The sequence below is a fragment of the Streptomyces sp. NPDC043861 genome (assembly GCF_056435905.1).
The window spans coordinates 146,062-164,075 of the sequence record NZ_JBWKDP010000013.1; the positions used below are offsets into that span (position 1 = coordinate 146,062).

At 68.9% G+C, this 18,014-nt stretch carries 21 protein-coding genes, 3 pseudogenes and 1 riboswitch; of the genes and pseudogenes, 14 read left to right on the top strand and 10 right to left on the bottom strand.

What is annotated here, in order from left to right:
• Positions 1-258: 258 nt before the first annotated feature.
• On the bottom strand, positions 259-711 hold the full coding sequence (locus AC068D_RS26965) for a hypothetical protein (protein ID WP_478825661.1): 453 nt from the start codon (positions 709-711) through the stop codon (positions 259-261).
• Between the two features lie 87 nt (positions 712-798).
• Here AC068D_RS26965 and AC068D_RS26970 point away from each other — a divergent pair.
• Positions 799-942 (top strand): annotated as a pseudogene (locus AC068D_RS26970) (IS5/IS1182 family transposase); the annotation flags it as partial.
• 11 nt (positions 943-953) lie between these two features.
• Here the strand turns inward: AC068D_RS26970 and AC068D_RS26975 are convergent.
• From AC068D_RS26975 to AC068D_RS26990, 4 genes and pseudogenes are all read right to left on the bottom strand, one after another.
• Positions 954-1,562 carry a GNAT family N-acetyltransferase gene (locus tag AC068D_RS26975; RefSeq protein ID WP_478825662.1) on the bottom strand — a complete coding sequence of 203 codons (609 nt, stop codon included), beginning with the start codon at positions 1,560-1,562 and terminating at the stop codon, positions 954-956.
• 124 nt (positions 1,563-1,686) lie between these two features.
• Positions 1,687-2,115: pseudogene (locus AC068D_RS26980) on the bottom strand (transposase); the annotation flags it as partial.
• Between the two features lie 171 nt (positions 2,116-2,286).
• Entirely contained in the window at positions 2,287-3,357 is a 1,071-nt protein-coding gene (locus tag AC068D_RS26985; protein ID WP_478825663.1) for an SRPBCC family protein, read from the bottom strand.
• Positions 3,358-3,362: 5 nt separating this feature from the next.
• Positions 3,363-4,025, bottom strand: coding sequence for a histone protein (locus AC068D_RS26990; RefSeq protein ID WP_478825664.1), 663 nt, complete (start codon positions 4,023-4,025; stop codon positions 3,363-3,365).
• A gap of 481 nt (positions 4,026-4,506) precedes the next feature.
• On the opposite strand from AC068D_RS26990, the gene AC068D_RS26995 reads away from it, so the two are divergent.
• The 9 genes from AC068D_RS26995 (at position 4,507) to AC068D_RS27035 (ending at position 8,883) form a co-directional block, all read left to right on the top strand.
• Positions 4,507-5,097 (top strand): RNA polymerase sigma factor, encoded by a 591-nt coding sequence (locus tag AC068D_RS26995; protein ID WP_478825665.1) that lies wholly within the window; start codon positions 4,507-4,509, stop codon positions 5,095-5,097.
• The gene (locus AC068D_RS27000; RefSeq protein ID WP_478825666.1) at positions 5,088-5,645 is read left to right on the top strand and encodes a hypothetical protein; all 558 of its coding nucleotides are present in this window, start codon (positions 5,088-5,090) and stop codon (positions 5,643-5,645) included. Before AC068D_RS26995 ends, AC068D_RS27000 begins: the two co-directional genes overlap by 10 nt.
• Positions 5,646-5,707: 62 nt before the next feature.
• On the top strand, positions 5,708-6,121 hold the full coding sequence (locus AC068D_RS27005; protein ID WP_478825667.1) for an Asp23/Gls24 family envelope stress response protein: 414 nt from the start codon (positions 5,708-5,710) through the stop codon (positions 6,119-6,121).
• Complete coding sequence (locus tag AC068D_RS27010) at positions 6,121-6,459, top strand: hypothetical protein (RefSeq protein ID WP_478825668.1); 339 nt, start codon at positions 6,121-6,123, stop codon at positions 6,457-6,459. The genes AC068D_RS27005 and AC068D_RS27010 overlap by 1 nt, the downstream gene beginning before the upstream one ends.
• Before the next feature lie 79 nt (positions 6,460-6,538).
• On the top strand, positions 6,539-7,039 hold the full coding sequence (locus tag AC068D_RS27015; protein WP_478825669.1) for an Asp23/Gls24 family envelope stress response protein: 501 nt from the start codon (positions 6,539-6,541) through the stop codon (positions 7,037-7,039).
• Positions 7,040-7,207: 168 nt separating this feature from the next.
• On the top strand, positions 7,208-7,417 hold the full coding sequence (locus AC068D_RS27020) for a hypothetical protein (protein ID WP_478825670.1): 210 nt from the start codon (positions 7,208-7,210) through the stop codon (positions 7,415-7,417).
• Positions 7,389-7,790: an Asp23/Gls24 family envelope stress response protein gene (locus tag AC068D_RS27025; RefSeq protein WP_478825671.1), complete on the top strand. Its 402-nt coding sequence runs from the start codon at positions 7,389-7,391 to the stop codon at positions 7,788-7,790. Before AC068D_RS27020 ends, AC068D_RS27025 begins: the two co-directional genes overlap by 29 nt.
• A complete protein-coding gene (locus tag AC068D_RS27030) occupies positions 7,787-8,314 on the top strand; it encodes a DUF6286 domain-containing protein (protein ID WP_478825672.1) in 528 nt (175 codons plus the stop codon). The genes AC068D_RS27025 and AC068D_RS27030 overlap by 4 nt, the downstream gene beginning before the upstream one ends.
• A complete protein-coding gene (locus tag AC068D_RS27035; protein ID WP_478825673.1) occupies positions 8,311-8,883 on the top strand; it encodes an Asp23/Gls24 family envelope stress response protein in 573 nt (190 codons plus the stop codon). The genes AC068D_RS27030 and AC068D_RS27035 overlap by 4 nt, the downstream gene beginning before the upstream one ends.
• On the opposite strand, the pseudogene AC068D_RS27040 reads toward AC068D_RS27035, so the two are convergent.
• Positions 8,880-9,082, bottom strand: a pseudogene (locus AC068D_RS27040) (IS481 family transposase); the annotation flags it as partial. The gene AC068D_RS27035 and the pseudogene AC068D_RS27040 sit on opposite strands and share 4 nt — an antisense overlap.
• Positions 9,083-9,294: 212 nt before the next feature.
• A complete protein-coding gene (locus AC068D_RS27045) occupies positions 9,295-10,050 on the bottom strand; it encodes a DJ-1/PfpI family protein (protein ID WP_478825674.1) in 756 nt (251 codons plus the stop codon).
• Between the two features lie 477 nt (positions 10,051-10,527).
• Between AC068D_RS27045 and AC068D_RS27050 the strand changes: the two genes are divergently transcribed.
• Both AC068D_RS27050 and AC068D_RS27055 read left to right on the top strand, forming a co-directional pair.
• Entirely contained in the window at positions 10,528-11,085 is a 558-nt protein-coding gene (locus AC068D_RS27050; protein ID WP_478825675.1) for a PadR family transcriptional regulator, read from the top strand.
• An 80-nt stretch (positions 11,086-11,165) separates the two neighbouring features.
• Positions 11,166-12,887, top strand: coding sequence for an acyl-CoA dehydrogenase family protein (locus tag AC068D_RS27055; RefSeq protein ID WP_478825676.1), 1,722 nt, complete (start codon positions 11,166-11,168; stop codon positions 12,885-12,887).
• Between the two features lie 155 nt (positions 12,888-13,042).
• Here the strand turns inward: AC068D_RS27055 and pgm are convergent, their stop codons facing one another.
• Positions 13,043-14,683, bottom strand: coding sequence for a phosphoglucomutase (alpha-D-glucose-1,6-bisphosphate-dependent) (pgm, locus tag AC068D_RS27060; RefSeq protein WP_478825677.1), 1,641 nt, complete (start codon positions 14,681-14,683; stop codon positions 13,043-13,045).
• Positions 14,684-14,831: 148 nt separating this feature from the next.
• Here pgm and AC068D_RS27065 point away from each other — a divergent pair, with 148 nt between their 5' ends.
• Complete coding sequence (locus tag AC068D_RS27065) at positions 14,832-15,374, top strand: DoxX family protein (protein ID WP_478825678.1); 543 nt, start codon at positions 14,832-14,834, stop codon at positions 15,372-15,374.
• Positions 15,375-15,572: 198 nt separating this feature from the next.
• On the opposite strand, the gene AC068D_RS27070 is transcribed toward AC068D_RS27065, so the two are convergent.
• Together AC068D_RS27070 and AC068D_RS27075 are read right to left on the bottom strand one after the other, a co-directional pair.
• Positions 15,573-15,788, bottom strand: a complete 216-nt coding sequence (locus AC068D_RS27070; RefSeq protein ID WP_478825679.1) for a hypothetical protein — start codon at positions 15,786-15,788, stop codon at positions 15,573-15,575.
• Between the two features lie 588 nt (positions 15,789-16,376).
• On the bottom strand, positions 16,377-16,709 hold the full coding sequence (locus tag AC068D_RS27075) for an antibiotic biosynthesis monooxygenase family protein (RefSeq protein ID WP_478825680.1): 333 nt from the start codon (positions 16,707-16,709) through the stop codon (positions 16,377-16,379).
• A 609-nt stretch (positions 16,710-17,318) separates the two neighbouring features.
• A riboswitch (cobalamin riboswitch) is annotated at positions 17,319-17,508 on the top strand.
• Between the two features lie 40 nt (positions 17,509-17,548).
• Between AC068D_RS27075 and AC068D_RS27080 the strand changes: the two genes are divergently transcribed.
• Complete coding sequence (locus AC068D_RS27080; protein WP_478825681.1) at positions 17,549-17,938, top strand: (2Fe-2S) ferredoxin domain-containing protein; 390 nt, start codon at positions 17,549-17,551, stop codon at positions 17,936-17,938.
• Positions 17,939-18,014 lie beyond the last annotated feature (76 nt).

The following is an 18,014-nucleotide window of genomic DNA, read 5'->3' on the forward strand; positions in this document are numbered from 1 at the left end:
GGCGCCTTGCATGCCGCTTCCGGAACACGCAGGGCACGGGGGCCGGCGGCAGTCCTCTCGAACCGAGTGGCGGTGCACGGAACCGCGCGAGGCGGGCGAAGCATCGTCCGACCGCATGGCGATAGCCGCACGGGCCTCGGTCGGCGACGGGCTGCCGGCCACCGTGGGCCGTCGCGCCCTCTGCGGTTCGCCAACTGGCCGGGGCACGACCCGCCGAACATCGGCTCCACCGCCACCGCTCCCGGCCGACGGCGCACATCACACGGGCAGCGCACCCGCGGGGTGACCGTGTTCCCGGCCACACGTGGTGAGGGCCATGACTCCGTGCCCCGACATCCTGGTGTCCGCCCCCAGCGCCCCGGGATCGACCGACAGCCGCGCTGCGATGTCGTTGGCGTAGCAGGTGTCGGGGATGCCGAGCTCGTCCTTCACACGGCGATGGTGCGCCGCGAAGGCCGCGAGATCCGAAGGGTTCACGCCGTCGAAGGCGTCCTCGGGGAAACCGTTCTGGTGCGGCAGGAGATAGCCGGACTCGGCCGGGTGCGACGGCCCTTCGTGACCGTTCTCCTCGTCGTCGTACGCGTCGTAGTGGCGCACCACCTCGCCGCCCTCCGCGATGCACCAGGCGGTCCAGTCGTCACCGCAGCTCATCCCGTACCACTGAGCAGCTCCGAACCTGCCGCTGAGGTCCGTGCACCTCTCGCGCACCACGTCCGCCAGGACCTTGTCGCGGTCGTCCGCGCCTTCGATGCGGTGGGCGTCCTGGGAGCTGTCACCGAAGACCAGCGTCCAGCCGCCGCCGTGCTGATCGTGGACCGCACTCTGGTCCCCACCCGCGACCACCAGGTCGCCGAGCAGTCGAAGAACTACCGCTGTTCGACCAATCACCAGGTCGTCATCGACGCCGACACCCGCCTGGTCGTCGCGGTCGGCCGGCCACTGCCGGACCGGCACTACCCGTGCAGCGAATCGAGGTCCAGGATCATGTCGAGCGACCGCACACCATCCGCCCCGGTGAAGGAGCCGGCAGAGTGGAAGCCGTTCTTCTCGTAGTAGCGAATGGCGCGTGGGTTGTCGGCGAGAACGCCGCCCCAGAGGAGGATCCTCTTCCTGCCAAAGCGTCGTGCGACGTCCGTGACGAGCGGGAAGACCTGCGTTCCCACCCCTCTCCCCTGGTAGTCGTCAGCCAGGGTGGGGCCGAACCGGCAATCGGTCGGTGCAAGGTGGATGCCGGCCTCGCGATAGCGCGCTATGTCCTCAGGGTGGAGATCGAGACTGAACTCAAGTAGGCCGACGATCCTGCCGGACGGCACTTCCTCGAGCACAAGCCTCAGCTTGTCGTACCGCGCGATCGCGTCACACAGCTCCTGCGCAGTTGCGAGATCGTACCCATCGAACGTACTCAGCCGCCTCGATTCAGGCGACAAGCCCGCGAGAAAACCTGCCAGACGGTCCGCGTCGGCGCGGACGAGAGGGCGGAATACCACGTCCGAAGCGTCATTCAGCGCCAGGCGGCGTGTCAGGGTCAACGGATCGTCGGCGACCTCCGTCAGCGTAAGCACCCCCAGCATCCCCCACTAACTCAGATAGCTCAGACTTCGCTGGCACGAACCTACTGGTGATCAATCTTCGGCGGCAACGATCAGGCTTCGACGGCACGGGTCGGTCAGGCCGCGGTCTGTAGGGTCTGCCGCCCCAGCGAACGCCTTTCTCACTGCGCACGCGGGCGCGTTCGCGTCGTTGGGCGGCCAGGACGTCGGGATGGCGGGCGTTGTGGTTGCGCCAGCGCAGGTAGGCGTGCAGGCCCCGGGTCTGGACCGTGTGGTTCGGATGGTTGGAGTTGGCCAGGGTGAACTGCCGCAGCGGTCCGAAGTGGGCCTCGATGGGGTTGGCCCAGGACGCGTAGGTGGGTGTGAAGCGCAGTTCAACCTCGCTCTTCGTCGCCCACCTGCGGTTCTTCCGGTTGAGGTGGGCGGAGAGGTTGTCGAGGATCACGTAGATCGGGGCGCCGTCCGGGCGGGCGGCGCGGATCGATCGCAAGGCCGCCCACGTGTGGTCGATGCCCTTGCGGCGCCGATTGATTCCCCACATCCGGTCGTCACCGACGGAGTAGCAGGACCCGCCTCATCGCCTCCTACCAGCAAGCCCTCAGGAGCCTCCGCCAAGCGGCCGCCCCGATTCGCGACGGGCGCCACCGTCCCTGAGCCGGCTTGCTCAAACGTCTCCGACCAGCGGAGACCGGTGCCTGCGAGGGCATCCCACTTCGGGCGGCCGGACTCCCGTTGGTCAGCGGGCAGATCCTCGTCCCCGCCGACTCCCGGCGGTCCGCCGACGCCGGGTATCGGGTGTCGTTCCAGCCTCCCGGTCTTCGTCGGCGGCCTCGTCCTCCCATTCGTCTTCCTCGACGTCCTCTTCTTCGCCCTGGGTATCGCCGTCTTCGTCGTCCTCGGCTTCGTACTCGCCGTCTTCGTCGTCCTCGGCTTCGTACTCGCCCTCTTCGTCGTCCTCGGCTTCGTACTCCGAGCCCTCGGCCTCTTCCGCTTCTTCCTCTTCCAGGGCTTCTTCGTGTGACACGACGACTTCGCCGTCCCGGATCTCGCCGCGCCAGCCCTCCGGCTCTTCATCGGTGAGAGTGACGTACCGCTGGAAGTGCTTGAAATCCAGCCGCATCCGGCGGCCCTGAGCCCGCCACAGATTGCCGGTCTTCTCGAAGAACCCGGACGGGTAGTACTCCACGACCAGGACGATCCGAGTCAGTGTCGGCGCGAGTTCGTGAAAACTGACCGCACCCTTGGTCGACCCCTTGGCACCTTCGGAGGTCCAGACGATCCGGTCGTCCGGGATCTGTTCCTGAACAGTCGCCTTGAAGCTGCGCGAGGAGGGGCCGACCTTGACCTTCCAGTCACTGGTCATCTCGTCGCTCTTCGAGACGCTGTGAACGCCCTTGGTGAAGCTGCTGAACTCCTCGTACTGGGTCCAGTAGTCATAGGCCGTGCGAAGGGGCACCCCGACGTCGAGGACCTCAATGATGTTCATGCTCTTACTACTGCTACCGGACTTGCCCTTTCCCCCGCCGAACGCTTCCTTGGCCTTGTCCACGACGCTGTCCTTCAGGCCCTTGGCTTTCTCGGACAGGAACGCCTTCACGGGGGACTCGCCCCCGAGGATGCGCGTGCCGACCTTGAGCAGCGACCCGCCGTTGTCGGCGACATCGGTGAGCTGATCAGTGACATCGGTGAGCTTGTCACTGGCTTTCTCCGCAAGCCGTTCGACCTGTGAACCGACGAAACCCGACAGTGCCTCACTCAGCCCGCCCATCCCCGACTGCTCCGGCTGCTTCGTCTCCTTCCGGGCCATGGGGGCTACCTCCGGCGATCGGTGCGCTTGGATGTCCTTTTCGCCGTCCGCCCTGAGGACGCCGCCTTCTTTGCGGGAGCCTGCTTTCTCGTGGCGGCCTTCTTGGCTGGGGCTGTCTTCTTCGCGGCCGACTTCGACGCGGAGGCCTTCTTCCTCCGGGAGGGCTCCTTCGCCGATGCCGTGGAAGAGCTCCGGGCCGAGGGGGCCCGGTGATGCCTGGACGCGGTACCCCTGCCGTGCCGAGCCGGGCTCCGGGATCCTTTCCGACGCTGCGGGCGCTCGGGTTCAGGTTCCTCTTCCTCCTCCGGCTCTTCCTCTTCTTCCTCGTACTCCTCCTCCGGCTCTTCCTCTTCCTCCTTGCCGAGGCTGGCCGTGCGGTCACGCAGCGTGTCAGCGAGAGTCCCCATACCGCGAGTGGCGGCAGCCGTCACCGCCTTGCGGCCCGCGTCGAGGAACTCCCCTTTCAGCTGGTCCTGCAGATCGGCGACCTGAGGGATCTCGCCCAGCCTGCGCATTCCCTCGACAGCGAGCTGGCGCGGCTCGAGACCGAACCGCCTGCCCGCCAGGTACGTCCCCACGCTCAGCGCCAGCTTGCCCTTCTTCGTACGCCCCAGCAGGTAACCGCCGGCTATGGCCGCGGCGAGCGCCATCTTGGTCTGATCGTCCATGCGTATGTCACCTTCATCGTTCCCTCGGGGACCCGCCTGTGCCGCAGCGAACTGCTGGTGCCAGTGGCCTCGGCACATTCCGCGAGCGCAACGAAGTGGAGACCGCTCCTGCTCACTTCGGGCGGGAATGGCCGGCCATCCAGAGCCCGGCCATTCCCGCCCCGACGGGCGACCGCCTCGGCGCCCCTCACTCGGTGCCGGTCCTGTACTCACCAGTCTCGCCCGGATCGTGTCGGTCGCATCTCGAGAAGCTTGCCTCCTGCCGCGGAGGCGGCCCGCTTCGACCGGAGAGAGCTTCCAGCCGCTGGACGTCACAACGCCGACTGCTGCAGCGGCTCGGTGGACGGCAGATACTTGATGTGTGCCGTGACGATGGCGCGGCCGTTGTGTCCTTACTACTGCCCGCCGCGGTTCGGCCGGCGTTCCAGCAGGCCCGGGAAGGGGGCCTGCGAGTATGCCGGGCGCCAGGAAGGTTGTGCCGATGACATCGCCTGCCGGTGTTGGTTCACAGCCCGCCTCGCCCGCCCCGGAGGTGGCACTGGATGATGCCACCTTGGTGGTCCGTGCCCGCGACGGCGACATGGGTGCCTTCGAGGTGCTGGTGCGTCGTTATCAGGGGCCGTTGTACCGCTTTGCACTGCACATGCTTGCGAGCCGTGGCGACGCCGAGGACGTGGTGCAGGAGGTATTCCTGACCGCATGGCGGCGGCTGGGACAGTTGCGGGACGACGCAGCGTTCCTGGGCTGGCTCTACCGGGCGACGACCAACAGGTGCCTGAACGTCATCCGGGCACGCAGACCGGTCGTGGAAGCCGACCTGGACAGTCGCGAATCCGCCGATGCAGCGGGGTCGCCTGAGCGGGCGGCACAGGTCAGCGAGCAGTTGATCGCGCTCGCAGCGGCTCTGACCCGGCTGACGTCCGAGCAGCGGGCCTGCTGGCTGTTGCGGGAGGTTCACGGGCTCTCCTACGAGGAGACCGCGAGGGCGATGGGCACGACCCAGACGGCAGTGCGTGGACGCATAGCGCGCGCTCGAGCGCAGTTGGCGGAGGCGATGTCCCCATGGAAATGAGCGACGCCCAGGGCTACGTGCTGCCGTGCGGCCGCGATGTCGAGACGGTGTGGGAGCGGCTCGATCCGATGGATACCGGCGTGGCAGACGCCCATGAGCTCACCTGCGAGTACTGCTCTGCGGCACGGGAGAGCCTGGTGGTGCTGCGGGAGGTGACGGGCGAGCTGGCCTCGGAGGAGACCGGGCCTTCGCTGGGCTTGACCGGACGGATCATGTCCGCGGTACGTGCGGAGGTCCGCCGTCACCACATGCTCGCCCTGCCCAGCGCGGAGCCGGGCGGGGTGCAAATCAGCGAGCAAGCGGTCGCTGCGGTGCTGCGCCGGGCCGCCGATTCCGTCGACGGTGTGCGCGCGCGTCGCTGCAGGATCGCCGTCTCGGAGACAGGCGGCGCGATGGAAGTGGCCATGAGCCTCGCGGTCGCCTATCGCAGGTTCTCCGTCAACGCTGTCGACGAGGTGCGTGAGCGGGTCCATGCCGCAGCTGCAGCGCGGGTCGGGATAACCCTGGTGCGTGTGGACCTGACCGTGGATGACCTCTACGACGCATGACAACCCCCGGATCGGGCAGCAGACCGTTGAGAGAGACTGCAGCACAGGACACGGTGCTCGCCATGACAACGGTCGTGCCGGACGGCAAAGCCAGGATTCCCCGCTCCCAGTGGGTTATAACCGAGCCTGTGATCGCGGCCATTTCCGCCCGGGCCGCTGTCGGCGTCCCTGGTGTTGTGCGCCTCGAACCCGGCCTGACCGGGCTCGTTTCCCAGGTGACCCGATCAGCACGCCAGAAGATCAACGGTCTTGCCCCGGCCCCGACCGAAGGTGTGAGAGTCACGGCCGATCGCTCAGCCGTGCCCGCGATACTGCGCGTGTCCGTCGACTTGATCACCTCCGGGCAGGACCAGGCGGCGGCGGTGGGACAGGCCGTTCAGCGTGAGGTCACGCGCGCGGTCGCCGATGCCATCGGTGTCACCCCGCAGGCCGCCGTGGTGTCGATCATCGATATCGACATGTACAGGACCGCGTGATGACGCCGCGAACAGAGCTCACCCACTCACTCCTGGCCGTCCTGGGCAGGATCCAGGGCTTGCGCCCAGCAACCCCCTCGACCACCCACATCGGCTCACGCGTGCCGAATCTCGACTACATGGCCGTCGGCATCTACGACGAACTCATCGAGATCCGCGTCGTCGCCCTCGCCCTCCCACTGCCTCCGGTCCTTCGCGAAGCCGAGGCCGACGTGCGTGCGGCCCTCAGGGGAACCCGGTGGAAGGACGCCCGGCTGCGCCTGGTCGTCACCGACATCGATGCTGCCGCCCTCACGCCTCTCAATCATGCACGTGACGCCGATGCCAAAGGGCCATGACGTTCTCTCCTGACACGGGTCCTTCAGGTGTGACGAGCGCGAAGCTGCTCGTCCAGGCCAGGAACCCGAGGAGAGCATCATGACGAACCCGTCCCCCACGAGGACTGCCGAGCAGTCCACTTCCGCTGCCGGCGACGCGGGCAAGAGCGCCACCAGCACGCCGGCAGCTTCCCCCGCACAAGGGTCCGGGCAGGGCACCACAGCCATCGCCGACGTCGTTGTCCAGAAGATCTCAGGGATCGCCGCCCGCGAGGTGCCGGGCGTATACGAGCTGGGTGGGGGAGCGGCGCGTGCGTTCGGCGCAGTCAAGGGGCGCATCCCCGGAGCCTCCGCCAGCGCCGGTCAGGGGGTCTCCGTCGAGGTCGGTCAGAAGCAGACGGCCGTAGACCTGGAGATGCTGGTCGAGTACGGCGTGTCCATACCCGATCTCGCCCAGGACGTCCGCAACAACGTCATCGACGCAGTGGAGCAGATGACAGGCCTGGAGGTCGTCGAGGTCAACATCAATGTCAATGATGTCCATATCCCCAGCGACGACAGTGACAGCGGCGACCGAGGCACAGGCGACCGCGTCCAGTAGCCACCGGCACTCCCCACGACGCGGAGCATCACCCGAAGGGCACAAACGCGCAGGCCGCCCGTCACGGGCCCCAGGCACCGAAAGGGCCCATCTGCGCGACCTCGCACGCCCGAATCAGCGCCGCACGCCACCGTCCGGTCCATACATGGCACCAATGGAGAAAATGACATGACGTCCACTCAGATGGGGCTGCTGACAGGTCTCGTACTCGGCCTCGCCGCCGCGTTCGGAGGTTTCGACGCCTTCCTCATCCTCCTCGTCCTGGGGACGGTCGGGCTGCTGGTAGGGCGCTACCTAGACGGCAAACTCGACCTCGACCAGCTCACCGGCCGTGACAGGAACAACTTCCATGGACACCGCGACCACCACGTCCGTTGAGGCCGAGACCGGCGCGGCGCAGCGCGGCAGCACGACCATCTCCGACCGCACCGTGGAACACATCGCCGCCCGGGTGCTGACGGAAGTCGAGCACATCGGCGGGACCGCCGGCCGGGTGCTCGGCGTAACGGTCCCCGGGGAACACGCCGAAGACCCGGTCCGGGTCACCGCAAAGGTCAGTGGCGGCTCAGCCGCGGCGCTCGATGTCCGCCTGTCCGTCGCTTATCCGGAATCCGTCGCCCACACCACCCAGGACGCCCGCGCATGCTTGGTCCGCCGCGTTGCGGACCTCACCGGTCTGACCGTGACCCGCGTGAACATCACCGTCACCGCGCTGCGCCCGTCCGACTCCCCGACCAGGAGAGTCCGATGAAACGCCGGCCCCGCCGAACCATCCCAGCCACTTTCACCGCGCTGGTCCTCCTCGCCGTGTGCGTCCTGACCGCCGTCGTCGCCATCCAGCTGATCATCGGCCAGAGCCCGCTCATCAGCTACCGATCCGTCACGGACACCCTGCACAGCATCCATTGGAACGACACCGTCATCCTGGGCGCAGGTGTCGCTGCCGTCCTCCTCGGCTTGGTCCTGCTGCTTGCGGCATTCCTGCCGGGGAAACCGACCGTCCTGCCGCTGACGGGTGACGTGAACGCCGGCGTCACCAGGCGCAGCCTGCGCCACGCCCTGCAGAACGCCGCCGCGAGCGTCGACGGAGTCACCAGAGCGAAGCTGAAACTGGGCCGCCGCACGATCGTCGCCCGCATCCGTACCGACCGGACCAACACCGCGGGACTCACCGAGGCCGTCCGCGGCGCGCTCGATCAGCGCCTCGACCAGATCACCCCGCTCACCCGTCCGGCCACGAAGATCCAGCTCCATGCCACTCGGAACGCGTCATGACCAGCCTCAATCGCCCAGCCCGCCTCAACCGCGTCCTGCTCGCCTTCGTCGGCGTCCTCCTGCTCGGCTCAGGCTCCTTCGCCCTGGCTGCTCACTACGGCCGACTCACCCTCGTCGACTCGAGCGCCACGCTCATTCCTGCCGCCCCCGACCCGCCCACCTGGATGCTGTGGGTCACTGCCGTCACCGCCATCATTCTGGGACTGCTCATCCTGCGCTGGCTCGCTGCCCAACTTGCCCGCCGCCCCAAAACCCACACGTGGCATCTCGAGCAGGACCCCGAGCAGGGCAGCACCGAACTCGCCGCGAACACTGCCACCGCCCCCTTCCTCAGTGACGTCACCACCTACCCCGGCGTCCACCACGCCCGCGCCACGCTCGCCGGAACCCGCGAGAATCCCACCCTCGCAATGGTGATCAGCACCGAACAGCGCGGCGATCTGACCACGATCAACCATCACCTCAGCACCCACGGTCTGCCCCGGCTCCGTCAGGCACTTGACCTCGACACTCTCCCGTTCACTGTCGAATACCGCCTCACCACCCACACCGGCACCCGTGCGCACTAGCTGTATTGACCTGGAGGGTTGTTCACGCGGCTGATCGGTGGCCGGCCGGCCGGCCGTGCGGCAGCGGTGGTGGTTGTAGGCGTGCAGGAGTTGGGCAGGGCTTGGGTGCGTTCGGTGTTGCCGGTGCAGGGCCGGAGGTGGGCCCACTCGTTGTGAAGCGTTCGACCCTGCCGTTGGTCCGGGACCGGTAGGCGCAGGTGAGCTCGGCGGCCGCGCCGAGGTCGGCCGGGGACTGTTGCCAGGGGAGGCTCTTGCGGTAGGGGCCGGGTGTTGTGGGTCAGGCGCGAGGCGGTGCACCGCACGACCACGGCGCTCGCCGACAGCCTCCACCTCTCGTCGGTCGGCCCACCGCCTCACCGGATTGCTCCAGACGGCGCGTCGCAACAGGGCCAACCTTGCCCGATGCGGCAACTAGGTGGTGCGAAGCACGGTGCCCCGCCGCTCGAATTCCAGCACCGCCTCGACATCGGCCGCAGCCTTGGAGCCGATCTCCCGCTCCAGCAGCCACAGCGCCGCGTCGATGCCCGAGCTGACACCTGCGGCACACACGAGGTCGCCGTCGTCCACGATCCTGGCATCGCGGACATCGGCCCCGAGGTCGCGCAGATCCTGCCGTGCGCGCTGGTGCGTGGTGCAGGGCCGGTCCCCGATCAGACCCGCGGCGTGCAGGATGAACACGCCCGTGCACACGCCCACCATGGTGAGGCCGGGCCGTACCGCGCGGTGCAGCTCCCGGCCCAGGTCCCCCTTCTTGATCTCGGCCCAGACGCCTGCTCCGTCGCGCTTGCGATAGCCGCCGCCGAGGACCACGATCGCATCCGCCGTACGCGGGCTCCACGAGCCCGGCACGGTGACGCGAGTGCCGAAGGACGCAGTGATGCTCCCGGGCCTTCCGGTGCTCACGACCGTGGGTGTCACAGGGTGGCCGAGGGCTGCCGCCAGGGCGAAGACCTCCAGCGGACCGAAGAGATCCAGTTCTTCGACTCCGTCGAATGCGACCAGGTGAACGCGGAACTCTCGCGGCGAAGCCGGGGCGCCGCCCGGCACCGGGTCCCGGCTGGTTGCGCTCTGCCTGTCCGCTGCTGTCGCCGGTCCGCTCGCTGCCCATCCGGCGGCGACAGCCGCGCCCGTCGAGATGGTGGCGCCCAGCAGGTTCCTACGATGCATTCCCGTCATGGTCCAGTAGTCGGACGACTCACCGGCACGGTTCCCGAGTGACTGTTCGCATGCGAGTCGCGCCTCCGGCCGGAAGTCGTCACCGCTCGCCGCAGCGAACGACCACCGGACACTGGCGCACGGGGACGTCCCGTTCGCAGGTACGGAGGAGGCGGGGCAGATGCCGAGGCCGCCCACCGGGACCCGGGCAGTCGCCGCGGTCGGGTCGGCCCCGTCGCCGAAAGCCGTCGACGCCGGGTTCCGGAGACGTCGACCGCTTCGGTGCGCATCTGTGTACGACGGCCCACCAGCCGGTCGGGACCGAGGACGACGGGAGTCCCGTGCCTCTGCAAGGCCCGCCGCGCCGGGATGCACGGGGCACCATGCCCCGGGCGCGCCCGTGCAGCCGCCCCGGCCGTCGGGTGAGCCGCGTCTCATCCGTGCCCGACCGCTTGTCTATGCAACTTGTTGCATAGAAGGATCGGGGGCATGGCGCTCGAGCACGCGATCCTCGTCTCTCTGCTGGAGAAGCCGGGCTCCGGCTATGAGCTGGCCCGGCGGTTCGACCGGTCGATCGGCTATTTCTGGACCGCCACGCATCAGCAGATCTACCGCGTCCTCAAGCGCATGGAGAGCGACGGCTGGATCGACGTCCGCGATGTGCCGCAGCAGGCCAGGCCGGACAAGAAGGAGTACTCCGTCGCCGCACTCGGCCGTGCAGCCCTCTCCCAGTGGCTGCACGAGCCGATCGAACCCGAGAGCGTGCGGCACGACCTCGCCGTCAAGATCCGTGGCGCGGCCTTCGACGATCCGGCCGCGCTGATCCGCGAGGTCGAGCGGCACCATCAGGTGCACACCGCCCGGCTCGCGCACTATCTCGCAGGGGAGAAGCGTGACTTCACCGGCTCCGAAGCACCCGGAACGCCCGACGCCGGGCAGGAGCTTCAGCACGTCGTGCTCCGCGGTGGCATCGCGTACGAGCGGATGACGCTGGCCTGGCTCGACGATGTGATCGCCACTCTGCGCCGGCTCTCTCCCGAGCACTGAACCGCCCCGGCGAGCCACTCGTCGAGGCTCACCGGCCCGTATCCCGCACCGTGCACTCCAATCCGGAAAGGCGAACCTCCATGGCCGACCCACTGCTGTTCAACCCGCGCACCTACGACCCGGCGCACTTCGACCCCGAGACCCGCAGACTGCTGCGTGCCACCGTCGACTGGTTCGAGGACCGCGGCAAGCGCAGGCTGATCGAGGACTACCGCTCCCGGGCCTGGCTGGCGGACTTCCTCGCGTTCTCCGCCAAGGAAGGGCTGTTCGCCACCTTCCTCACCCCCGAGTCCGCGGCCGACGGGCACCAGGACAAGCGGTGGGACACCGCCCGGATCGCAGCTCTCAACGAGATCTTCGGGTTCTACGGGCTCGACTACTGGTACGCCTGGCAGGTCACCATCCTCGGCCTGGGCCCGGTCTGGCAGAGCGACAACGCCGAAGCGCGCGCCCGCGCGGCGCGGCTCCTCTCCGAGGGCGAGGTGTTCGCGTTCGGCCTGTCCGAGAAGGCCCACGGCGCCGACATCTACTCCACCGACATGCTGCTGGAGCCCGACGGCGACGGTCACTTCAGGGCCAGTGGATCCAAGTACTACATCGGCAACGGCAACGCCGCCGGACTCGTCTCCGTCTTCGGCCGCCGCACCGACATCGAGGGCCCCGACGGCTATGTCTTCTTCGCCGCCGACAGCCGTCACCCGGCGTACCACCTCGTGAAGAACGTCGTCGACTCCTCCAAGTACGTCAGTGAGTTCCGTCTCGACGGCTACCCGGTCGGTCCTGACGACATCCTGCACACCGGCCGCGCCGCGTTCGACGCCGCCCTCAACACCGTGAACGTCGGCAAGTTCAACCTGTGCACCGCCTCCATCGGCATCTGCGAGCACGCGATGTACGAAGCCGTCACCCATGCGCACAACCGGATCCTCTACGGCCGCCCCGTCACCGCCTTCCCGCACGTGCGCCGGGAGCTGACCGACGCATACGTCCGCCTCGTCGGGATGAAGCTGTTCAGCGACCGGGCCGTCGACTACTTCCGCTCTGCAGGCCCCGACGACCGCAGGTATCTGCTGTTCAACCCGATGACGAAGATGAAGGTGACCACGGAGGGCGAGAAGGTCATCGACCTGATGTGGGACGTCATCGCCGCCAAGGGCTTCGAGAAGGACACCTACTTCGCCCAGGCCGCCACGGAGATCCGGGGACTGCCCAAGCTCGAGGGCACGGTCCACGTCAACCTGGCGCTGATCCTCAAGTTCATGGGCAACCATCTGCTGCAGCCGGCCGAGTACGCGCCGGTACCGACGCGTCTGGACGACGCCGACGATGCGTTCCTCTTCCGTCAGGGACCGGCCCGCGGTCTGAGCTCCATACGCTTCCACGACTGGCGCACCGCCTACGACGCATATGCCCACGTGCCCAACGTCGGCCGCTTCCGTGAACAGGCCGACGCCCTGTGCGAGTTCGTCACCACCGCCGCCCCCGACGAGAAGCAGAGCCGCGATCTCGATCTCCTCCTCGCCGTCGGTCAGCTGTTCGCGCTGGTGGTGCACGGTCAGTTGATCCTGGAGCAGGCACGCCTGACCGGGCTCGAGGAGGATGTGCTCGACGAACTCTTCGCCGTCCTCGTGCGCGACTTCTCCGCGTACGCCGTCGAGCTGCACGGCAAGGACTCCGCCACCGCGCAGCAACAGCGCTGGGCGCTGGACGCGGTGCGCCGTCCGGTGGTCGACGACGCCCGCTCGGCCCGCGTCTGGGAGCGCGTCGAGGCACTGTCCGGGGCCTACGAGATGGCGCCGTAGCAGGGGAGTCCGCCCCCGGGTGCCGCTGCCCCGCGCCGGCATCGTCCGCCCGTCCCGGACCGCAGCGTGTGCCCTGCGGCTCGGGACGGGCGGCCGTCCTGCCGGTCCGCTGCGAGGACCGGCAGGGCGACCGCCGCCCCCACTGATGCCGGGGGTCAGCCGGCCAGCGCCGCCGACACGACGGACCGGGCCTCCTCCTGCACGCGCGTCAGGTGGTCGGTGCCGAGGAACGACTCGGCGTACACCTTGTAGACGTCCTCGGTACCCGAAGGGCGTGCGGCGAACCAGGCATTGGCAGTGGTCACCTTGATGCCGCCGATGGCCGCCCCGTTGCCGGGAGCCCGGGTGAGCACGGAGGTGATCGGTTCCCCGGCCAGGGTGTCGGCCGTCACCTGCTCGGGAGACAGACGGCTCAGTACCGCCTTCTCCTCACGGGTCGCGGGGGCGTCGACACGGGCGTAGGCCGGTTCGCCGAAGCGGGAGGTGAGCGACGCGTAGTGCTCGCTCGGCGTCCGCTCCGTCACGGCCAGGATCTCGGACGCGAGCAGGGCGAGGATGATGCCGTCCTTGTCGGTGGTCCACACCGACCCGTCCCGACGGAGGAAGGAGGCCCCTGCGGACTCCTCACCTCCGAAGCCGAGGGTGCCGTCGACCAGCCCGTCCACGAACCACTTGAAGCCGACGGGTACTTCGATCAGCTCGCGGCCGATGTCGGCCGCCACCCGGTCGATCATTCCGGACGACACCAGTGTCTTGCCCACGGCGGCACCGGCCGGCCACTGGTCGCGATGGGTGTAGAGATAGGCGATGGCCGTGGCGAGATAGTGGTTGGGATTCATCAGCCCGCCGTCCGGCGTGACGATGCCGTGCCGGTCGGCGTCGGCATCGTTGCCCGTGGCGATCCCGAACCGGTCGCGCTCCTCGATCAGTGACGCCATGGCGTACCGGGACGAGCAGTCCATCCGGATCTTGCCGTCCCAGTCCAGCGTCATGAACCGCCAGGTGGGGTCGGTGCCCGGGTTGACGACGGTCAGATCGAGGCGGTGCTCCTCGGCGATACGTCCCCAGTAGGCCACGGATGCGCCTCCCAGGGGGTCGGCGCCGATACGCACCCCCGCCGCGCGCACGGCGTCCAGGTCGAGTACGGACGGCAGGTCCCGGACGTAGGTGCCCAGGAAGTCGTACCGTCCGGTGGTCTCGGCGGCCAGGGCCCTGGTGTACGGCAGCCGGCGTACGTCCTTCAGCCCGCCTGCGATGATCTCGTTGGCGCGATCCTGGATCCATCCGGTCGCCTCCGAACCGGCGGGGCCGCCGTTCGGCGGGTTGTACTTGAAGCCCCCGTCGGCCGGCGGATTGTGCGAGGGCGTGACCACCACACCGTCGGCGCGGCCGGAGGCATGTTCGCGATTGTGCGTGATTACGGCGTGGGACACCGCGGGGGTGGGGGTGTAGCCGTCCTCGGTGTCGATGAGTACGGAGACACCGTTCGCCGCGAAGACCTCCAGTGCGGTCACCCGGGCGGGCTCGGAGAGCGCATGGGTGTCGGCACCGAGGAACAGCGGCCCGTCGGTGCCCTGCTGGGCCCGGTACTCACAGATCGCCTGGCTGGTGGCGGCGATGTGATCCTCGTTGAACGCGGTGGCGAGGGAGGACCCCCGGTGGCCCGACGTGCCGAAGGCGACACGCTGGTCGGGTTCGGCCGGATCGGGGTGCAGGGCGTAGTACGCGGTCACCAGCCGAGCCACATCAATGAGATCCTCCGGTCGGGCCGGCTGTCCCGCGCGCTCGTTCAGCATCCGTCCAGTCCTCCACATCGTTCATGCGATCAGTGCACGAGTCATGGTCGCTCGTCCGGCGCGTTTCGTCCGGCTGCCCCTCCGCACGCACACGCGGGCGGACGTGCCGGCCGTGCATGCCCAGAGTCCTCCCGGGCATCCGCACCGTATGGCGATTCTCCGAAAGTTGGCCCGTCCGCTGCTGGCATCCGCTTTCATCACGGGCGGTTTTCAGCTGCTGCGTCACCCGGACTCCGCGGCCCCGGCGTTCGTGCCGGTGGCCCTGCCGCTCGCGGCACGGATCCCGGCGCTTCCCCAGGACCCCGGGCAATGGGCACGTATCAACGGCGCCGTGCAGGTCGGCGCGGGTGTGCTGATGGCCCTGGGCCGTTTCCCCCGTCTGTCCGCGTCGGCTCTCGCCCTCACCCTGGCCGCGACCATGTCGGCCGAGGACCGGTACCGCACGCCGGAGGACCCGGAGGAACGTGCGCGGCTGCGGAGCCACCTCTGCACGGACCTGTCCATGCTGGGAGGCCTGCTGATCGCCGTTGCCGACACGCACGGCAAGCCGTCCTTGGCCCACCGTTCGCGTCATGCGGCGGTCAGGGGACATCGTTCCGCGCGCCGTGCGATCGGCGGGGCGACCGCGCGTCCGGTGGCCCGCGCCAGGGCTGTGGCCCACACCGTCGGCAGGCGGCTGCCGACGGCATGAGGGACGGCCCGACGCGGGACGGGGCGGTGCTCATGGGGCCGTACTCGAGCAGGCGCCGTCACCGTCGGCCGGCTGCTCGGGGCCACTGCCGTGAGCCTCGAACGGAGCTCGAGTCGAACCGAGCCTGCCCCGGGGCATGCGTGGAGGCCAGGGCGGGCCCATACGTCCTGGCCTCCGGTCTCGTAAGTCCCGCCGTTGTCAGGCCAGGGCGATGCCGTCGAGTTTGCCGTTCTTCGCATCGTCGACCAGCGAGGAGAACTGGTCGGCGCTCATCTGCACACGCTGTCCGAAATCGTCGGTCAGGACGATCCGGCGCTCGATGGGGGCGCGGGGGTCCACGAACAGCTGCGGACAGCCGCAGTCGCACTTTCCGCAGAACGTCGCCACAGGCTCCAGCCCGCTGATGTCGGTCATGCTTTCCACCTCCAGGGGTGCGGAGCACCGGCTTGCCGGCGACCGCAGGGACTGCTTGCGGGATACCCCGTGCGCGGAGGGGCGATGCGCACAGGCACGGCCCACCGGGGCACGAGGCATGGCGGGTGTGCTTGCGTGCTCCCTCCACCGCCCTCAATGCCCCGGCCCGTCACGGCTTTCCGGGAACTCGGGACAGCTGGTGGCCGACTCCATGGGAGGGGAGCACCCGTGTGTCACGGACCTTCCTGCGCCTGCTTCGCTCGCGGCGTGCCGTGCCAAGTTCCGGTCGATGCCTTGACCGCGCTCGATGCCCCGCCCCGTCGGCCCCCGTCGGCTCCCGGCCCATCGGCCCGGCGTCGGGCCGAGGCGAGCCTCAGCGGGCACGATCCGGTCCGTCACTCACGGGACGCCGGCACCGGTGGCAGCGGCGAGTTCCTGCGGTGCGGCACCATCGGCGGTGCTCACGCAGTCATGCGGTGATGTTCCGGGCCCCACGCTCGGCGGTGGCACGGTCGTTGAGGGTCATGCGTGAGCGTCGACCGGCTGGGTTGCTCTTCCCGGACGGGATCTGAATGCCGTGCTCGCACCTCACTTGGCGTGCACTGACTCGACCCGGTACAGCCGCGGCTGTGCGTCCGTCGCGATCGTCGCTGCCTGGTCCATGTGGGCGCGGGCCTCCGGGTCGGTGAGCATCGCATGGTAGTGCGCCTCGGACTCCCATTGGGCGTAGTTGATGACGCGCTCGCCGTCCTGGGAGGCATGAAAGTTGGCACAGACGAAGCCGGGTTGGTGCTTCATCGTTTCCTCGGTGGCGCGCGCCAGCAGCGCGATGAGCTCGGCCTGGCGGTCGGGTGCGACAGTGAAGACGTTGATGAGTGTCGCCACCCGGCGGGTGGTGTCGATGTTCGCGGTAACAGTCATGGTCGGATTGCTCCCCTTACTGCGCTGGAGGAGCGCGGGTGCGGGTCCGCATTCCCCCGATCGGACGCGGACTGGACTGATGCATGCTCAGGTGCCGGTGACCGGACCGGGCTCTCGCTGCCGACGGCTCAGGAGGGGGCGCCGCGCCAGGGATGCGCCGACGGCGCATCACCCGCGCCCGGCCGCTCCGTTGTCCCGGCCGTGTGCGCACCCACCCGCGCTCGGTCGCTTCCTTGTAGGCGGGCCTTGCGGACCGTGCGGCGGAAGGTCGTCAGGACAGCCGGCCCGGCGAAGGTGACGCGGATGAAGCCGGTGATGGCCCGCCCCGGTGTCCCCGGCCCAGTGACGTCGCGAAGTCGAAGGCGATGCCGCGCTGCCATGGTTCGGTGAAGGGCGCGCCCGGCAGCCAGGCGAGGGAGCTGCCGGGGTTGGTCCACCGACCAGGGCCGGGCCGACAGGCTGAGCAGGGGGCGGGCCGCTCGATGTGACCACGGACCGGCCTGTTTGTACAGGGCGCGCGTGAGCCCCACGGAGGCGCACGTCGCTCGCTCCCGGGGGCCGCGTGCCGCCGTTCCCCCCGGGCGGTCCGACCGCGGACTTATGACGTGGAGAGTCTTTCTGTCATGATGTCCCGCGAATAGGCGACGGCGGAACGAGGAAGCCGGTGTGAATCCGGCGCGGTCCCGCCACTGTGATCGGCGAGCGGATCCCGAACAGACCACTGCCCCCATGCGGGTGGGAAGGCCGGGACGAGCACTGACCCGAGAGCCAGGAGACTCACGCGGTCGCCTCCTCGAAGTGACTGGGGCGGATTTCCCCGGAGAGGAGCGTTTGTCGGAATGCCCAGGAGACCGTCACCTGCCGGTTCCGTTCCGTGCCGGATCGTGGTGTGCAGGGACTGCTGCTGCGGCAGCCCCAAGGTGACCGGCGTCGATCATCGGGAGCAGACCGCGCGTCTCGCCATGGACGCGCCGGTTCGTGTCTCCGACTGTCTCGACGTGTGCGACCAGGCGAACGTGATCGTCGTGCAGCCCTCGTCCGAGGGCCGCGCCGCGGGCGGCAGGCCGGCCTGGTTCGGTCTCGTCAACGACGCGGCGGCGACCGAGGACATCGCCGCCTGGGTACGGGCCGGCGGACCGGGCCTCGCCGCGCTGCCGGACATCCTCGAGCTCTACGCCTTCACCCCGCCACGGCGCGTCCGGTCCAGGGCACTCCCCGACGCCGGCTGACCCGAACACGCCCCGCACATTCCCACGCCGGACCGGGCGTCCTCCGACGAGTCCCGATTCCGACCAGCCACCGGAC

Excerpts from the sequence above, each read along its gene's own strand:
- AC068D_RS27000 (WP_478825666.1), top strand. The coding sequence starts at position 5,088 with ATGGAAATGAGCGACGCCCAGGGCTACGTGCTGCCGTGCGGCCGCGAT.
- AC068D_RS27050 (WP_478825675.1), top strand. The coding sequence starts at position 10,528 with ATGGCGCTCGAGCACGCGATCCTCGTCTCTCTGCTGGAGAAGCCGGGC.
- AC068D_RS27025 (WP_478825671.1), top strand. The coding sequence starts at position 7,389 with ATGGACACCGCGACCACCACGTCCGTTGAGGCCGAGACCGGCGCGGCG.
- AC068D_RS27065 (WP_478825678.1), top strand. The coding sequence starts at position 14,832 with ATGGCGATTCTCCGAAAGTTGGCCCGTCCGCTGCTGGCATCCGCTTTC.
- pgm (WP_478825677.1), bottom strand. The coding sequence starts at position 14,683 with ATGCTGAACGAGCGCGCGGGACAGCCGGCCCGACCGGAGGATCTCATT.
- AC068D_RS26990 (WP_478825664.1), bottom strand. The coding sequence starts at position 4,025 with ATGGACGATCAGACCAAGATGGCGCTCGCCGCGGCCATAGCCGGCGGT.
- AC068D_RS27080 (WP_478825681.1), top strand. The coding sequence starts at position 17,549 with ATGCCCAGGAGACCGTCACCTGCCGGTTCCGTTCCGTGCCGGATCGTG.
- AC068D_RS27030 (WP_478825672.1), top strand. The coding sequence starts at position 7,787 with ATGAAACGCCGGCCCCGCCGAACCATCCCAGCCACTTTCACCGCGCTG.
- AC068D_RS27045 (WP_478825674.1), bottom strand. The coding sequence starts at position 10,050 with ATGCATCGTAGGAACCTGCTGGGCGCCACCATCTCGACGGGCGCGGCT.
- AC068D_RS27055 (WP_478825676.1), top strand. The coding sequence starts at position 11,166 with ATGGCCGACCCACTGCTGTTCAACCCGCGCACCTACGACCCGGCGCAC.
- AC068D_RS26995 (WP_478825665.1), top strand. The coding sequence starts at position 4,507 with ATGACATCGCCTGCCGGTGTTGGTTCACAGCCCGCCTCGCCCGCCCCG.
- AC068D_RS27035 (WP_478825673.1), top strand. The coding sequence starts at position 8,311 with ATGACCAGCCTCAATCGCCCAGCCCGCCTCAACCGCGTCCTGCTCGCC.
- AC068D_RS26985 (WP_478825663.1), bottom strand. The coding sequence starts at position 3,357 with ATGGCCCGGAAGGAGACGAAGCAGCCGGAGCAGTCGGGGATGGGCGGG.
- AC068D_RS27005 (WP_478825667.1), top strand. The coding sequence starts at position 5,708 with ATGACAACGGTCGTGCCGGACGGCAAAGCCAGGATTCCCCGCTCCCAG.
- AC068D_RS27075 (WP_478825680.1), bottom strand. The coding sequence starts at position 16,709 with ATGACTGTTACCGCGAACATCGACACCACCCGCCGGGTGGCGACACTC.
- AC068D_RS27010 (WP_478825668.1), top strand. The coding sequence starts at position 6,121 with ATGACGCCGCGAACAGAGCTCACCCACTCACTCCTGGCCGTCCTGGGC.
- AC068D_RS27020 (WP_478825670.1), top strand. The coding sequence starts at position 7,208 with ATGACGTCCACTCAGATGGGGCTGCTGACAGGTCTCGTACTCGGCCTC.
- AC068D_RS27015 (WP_478825669.1), top strand. The coding sequence starts at position 6,539 with ATGACGAACCCGTCCCCCACGAGGACTGCCGAGCAGTCCACTTCCGCT.
- AC068D_RS27070 (WP_478825679.1), bottom strand. The coding sequence starts at position 15,788 with ATGACCGACATCAGCGGGCTGGAGCCTGTGGCGACGTTCTGCGGAAAG.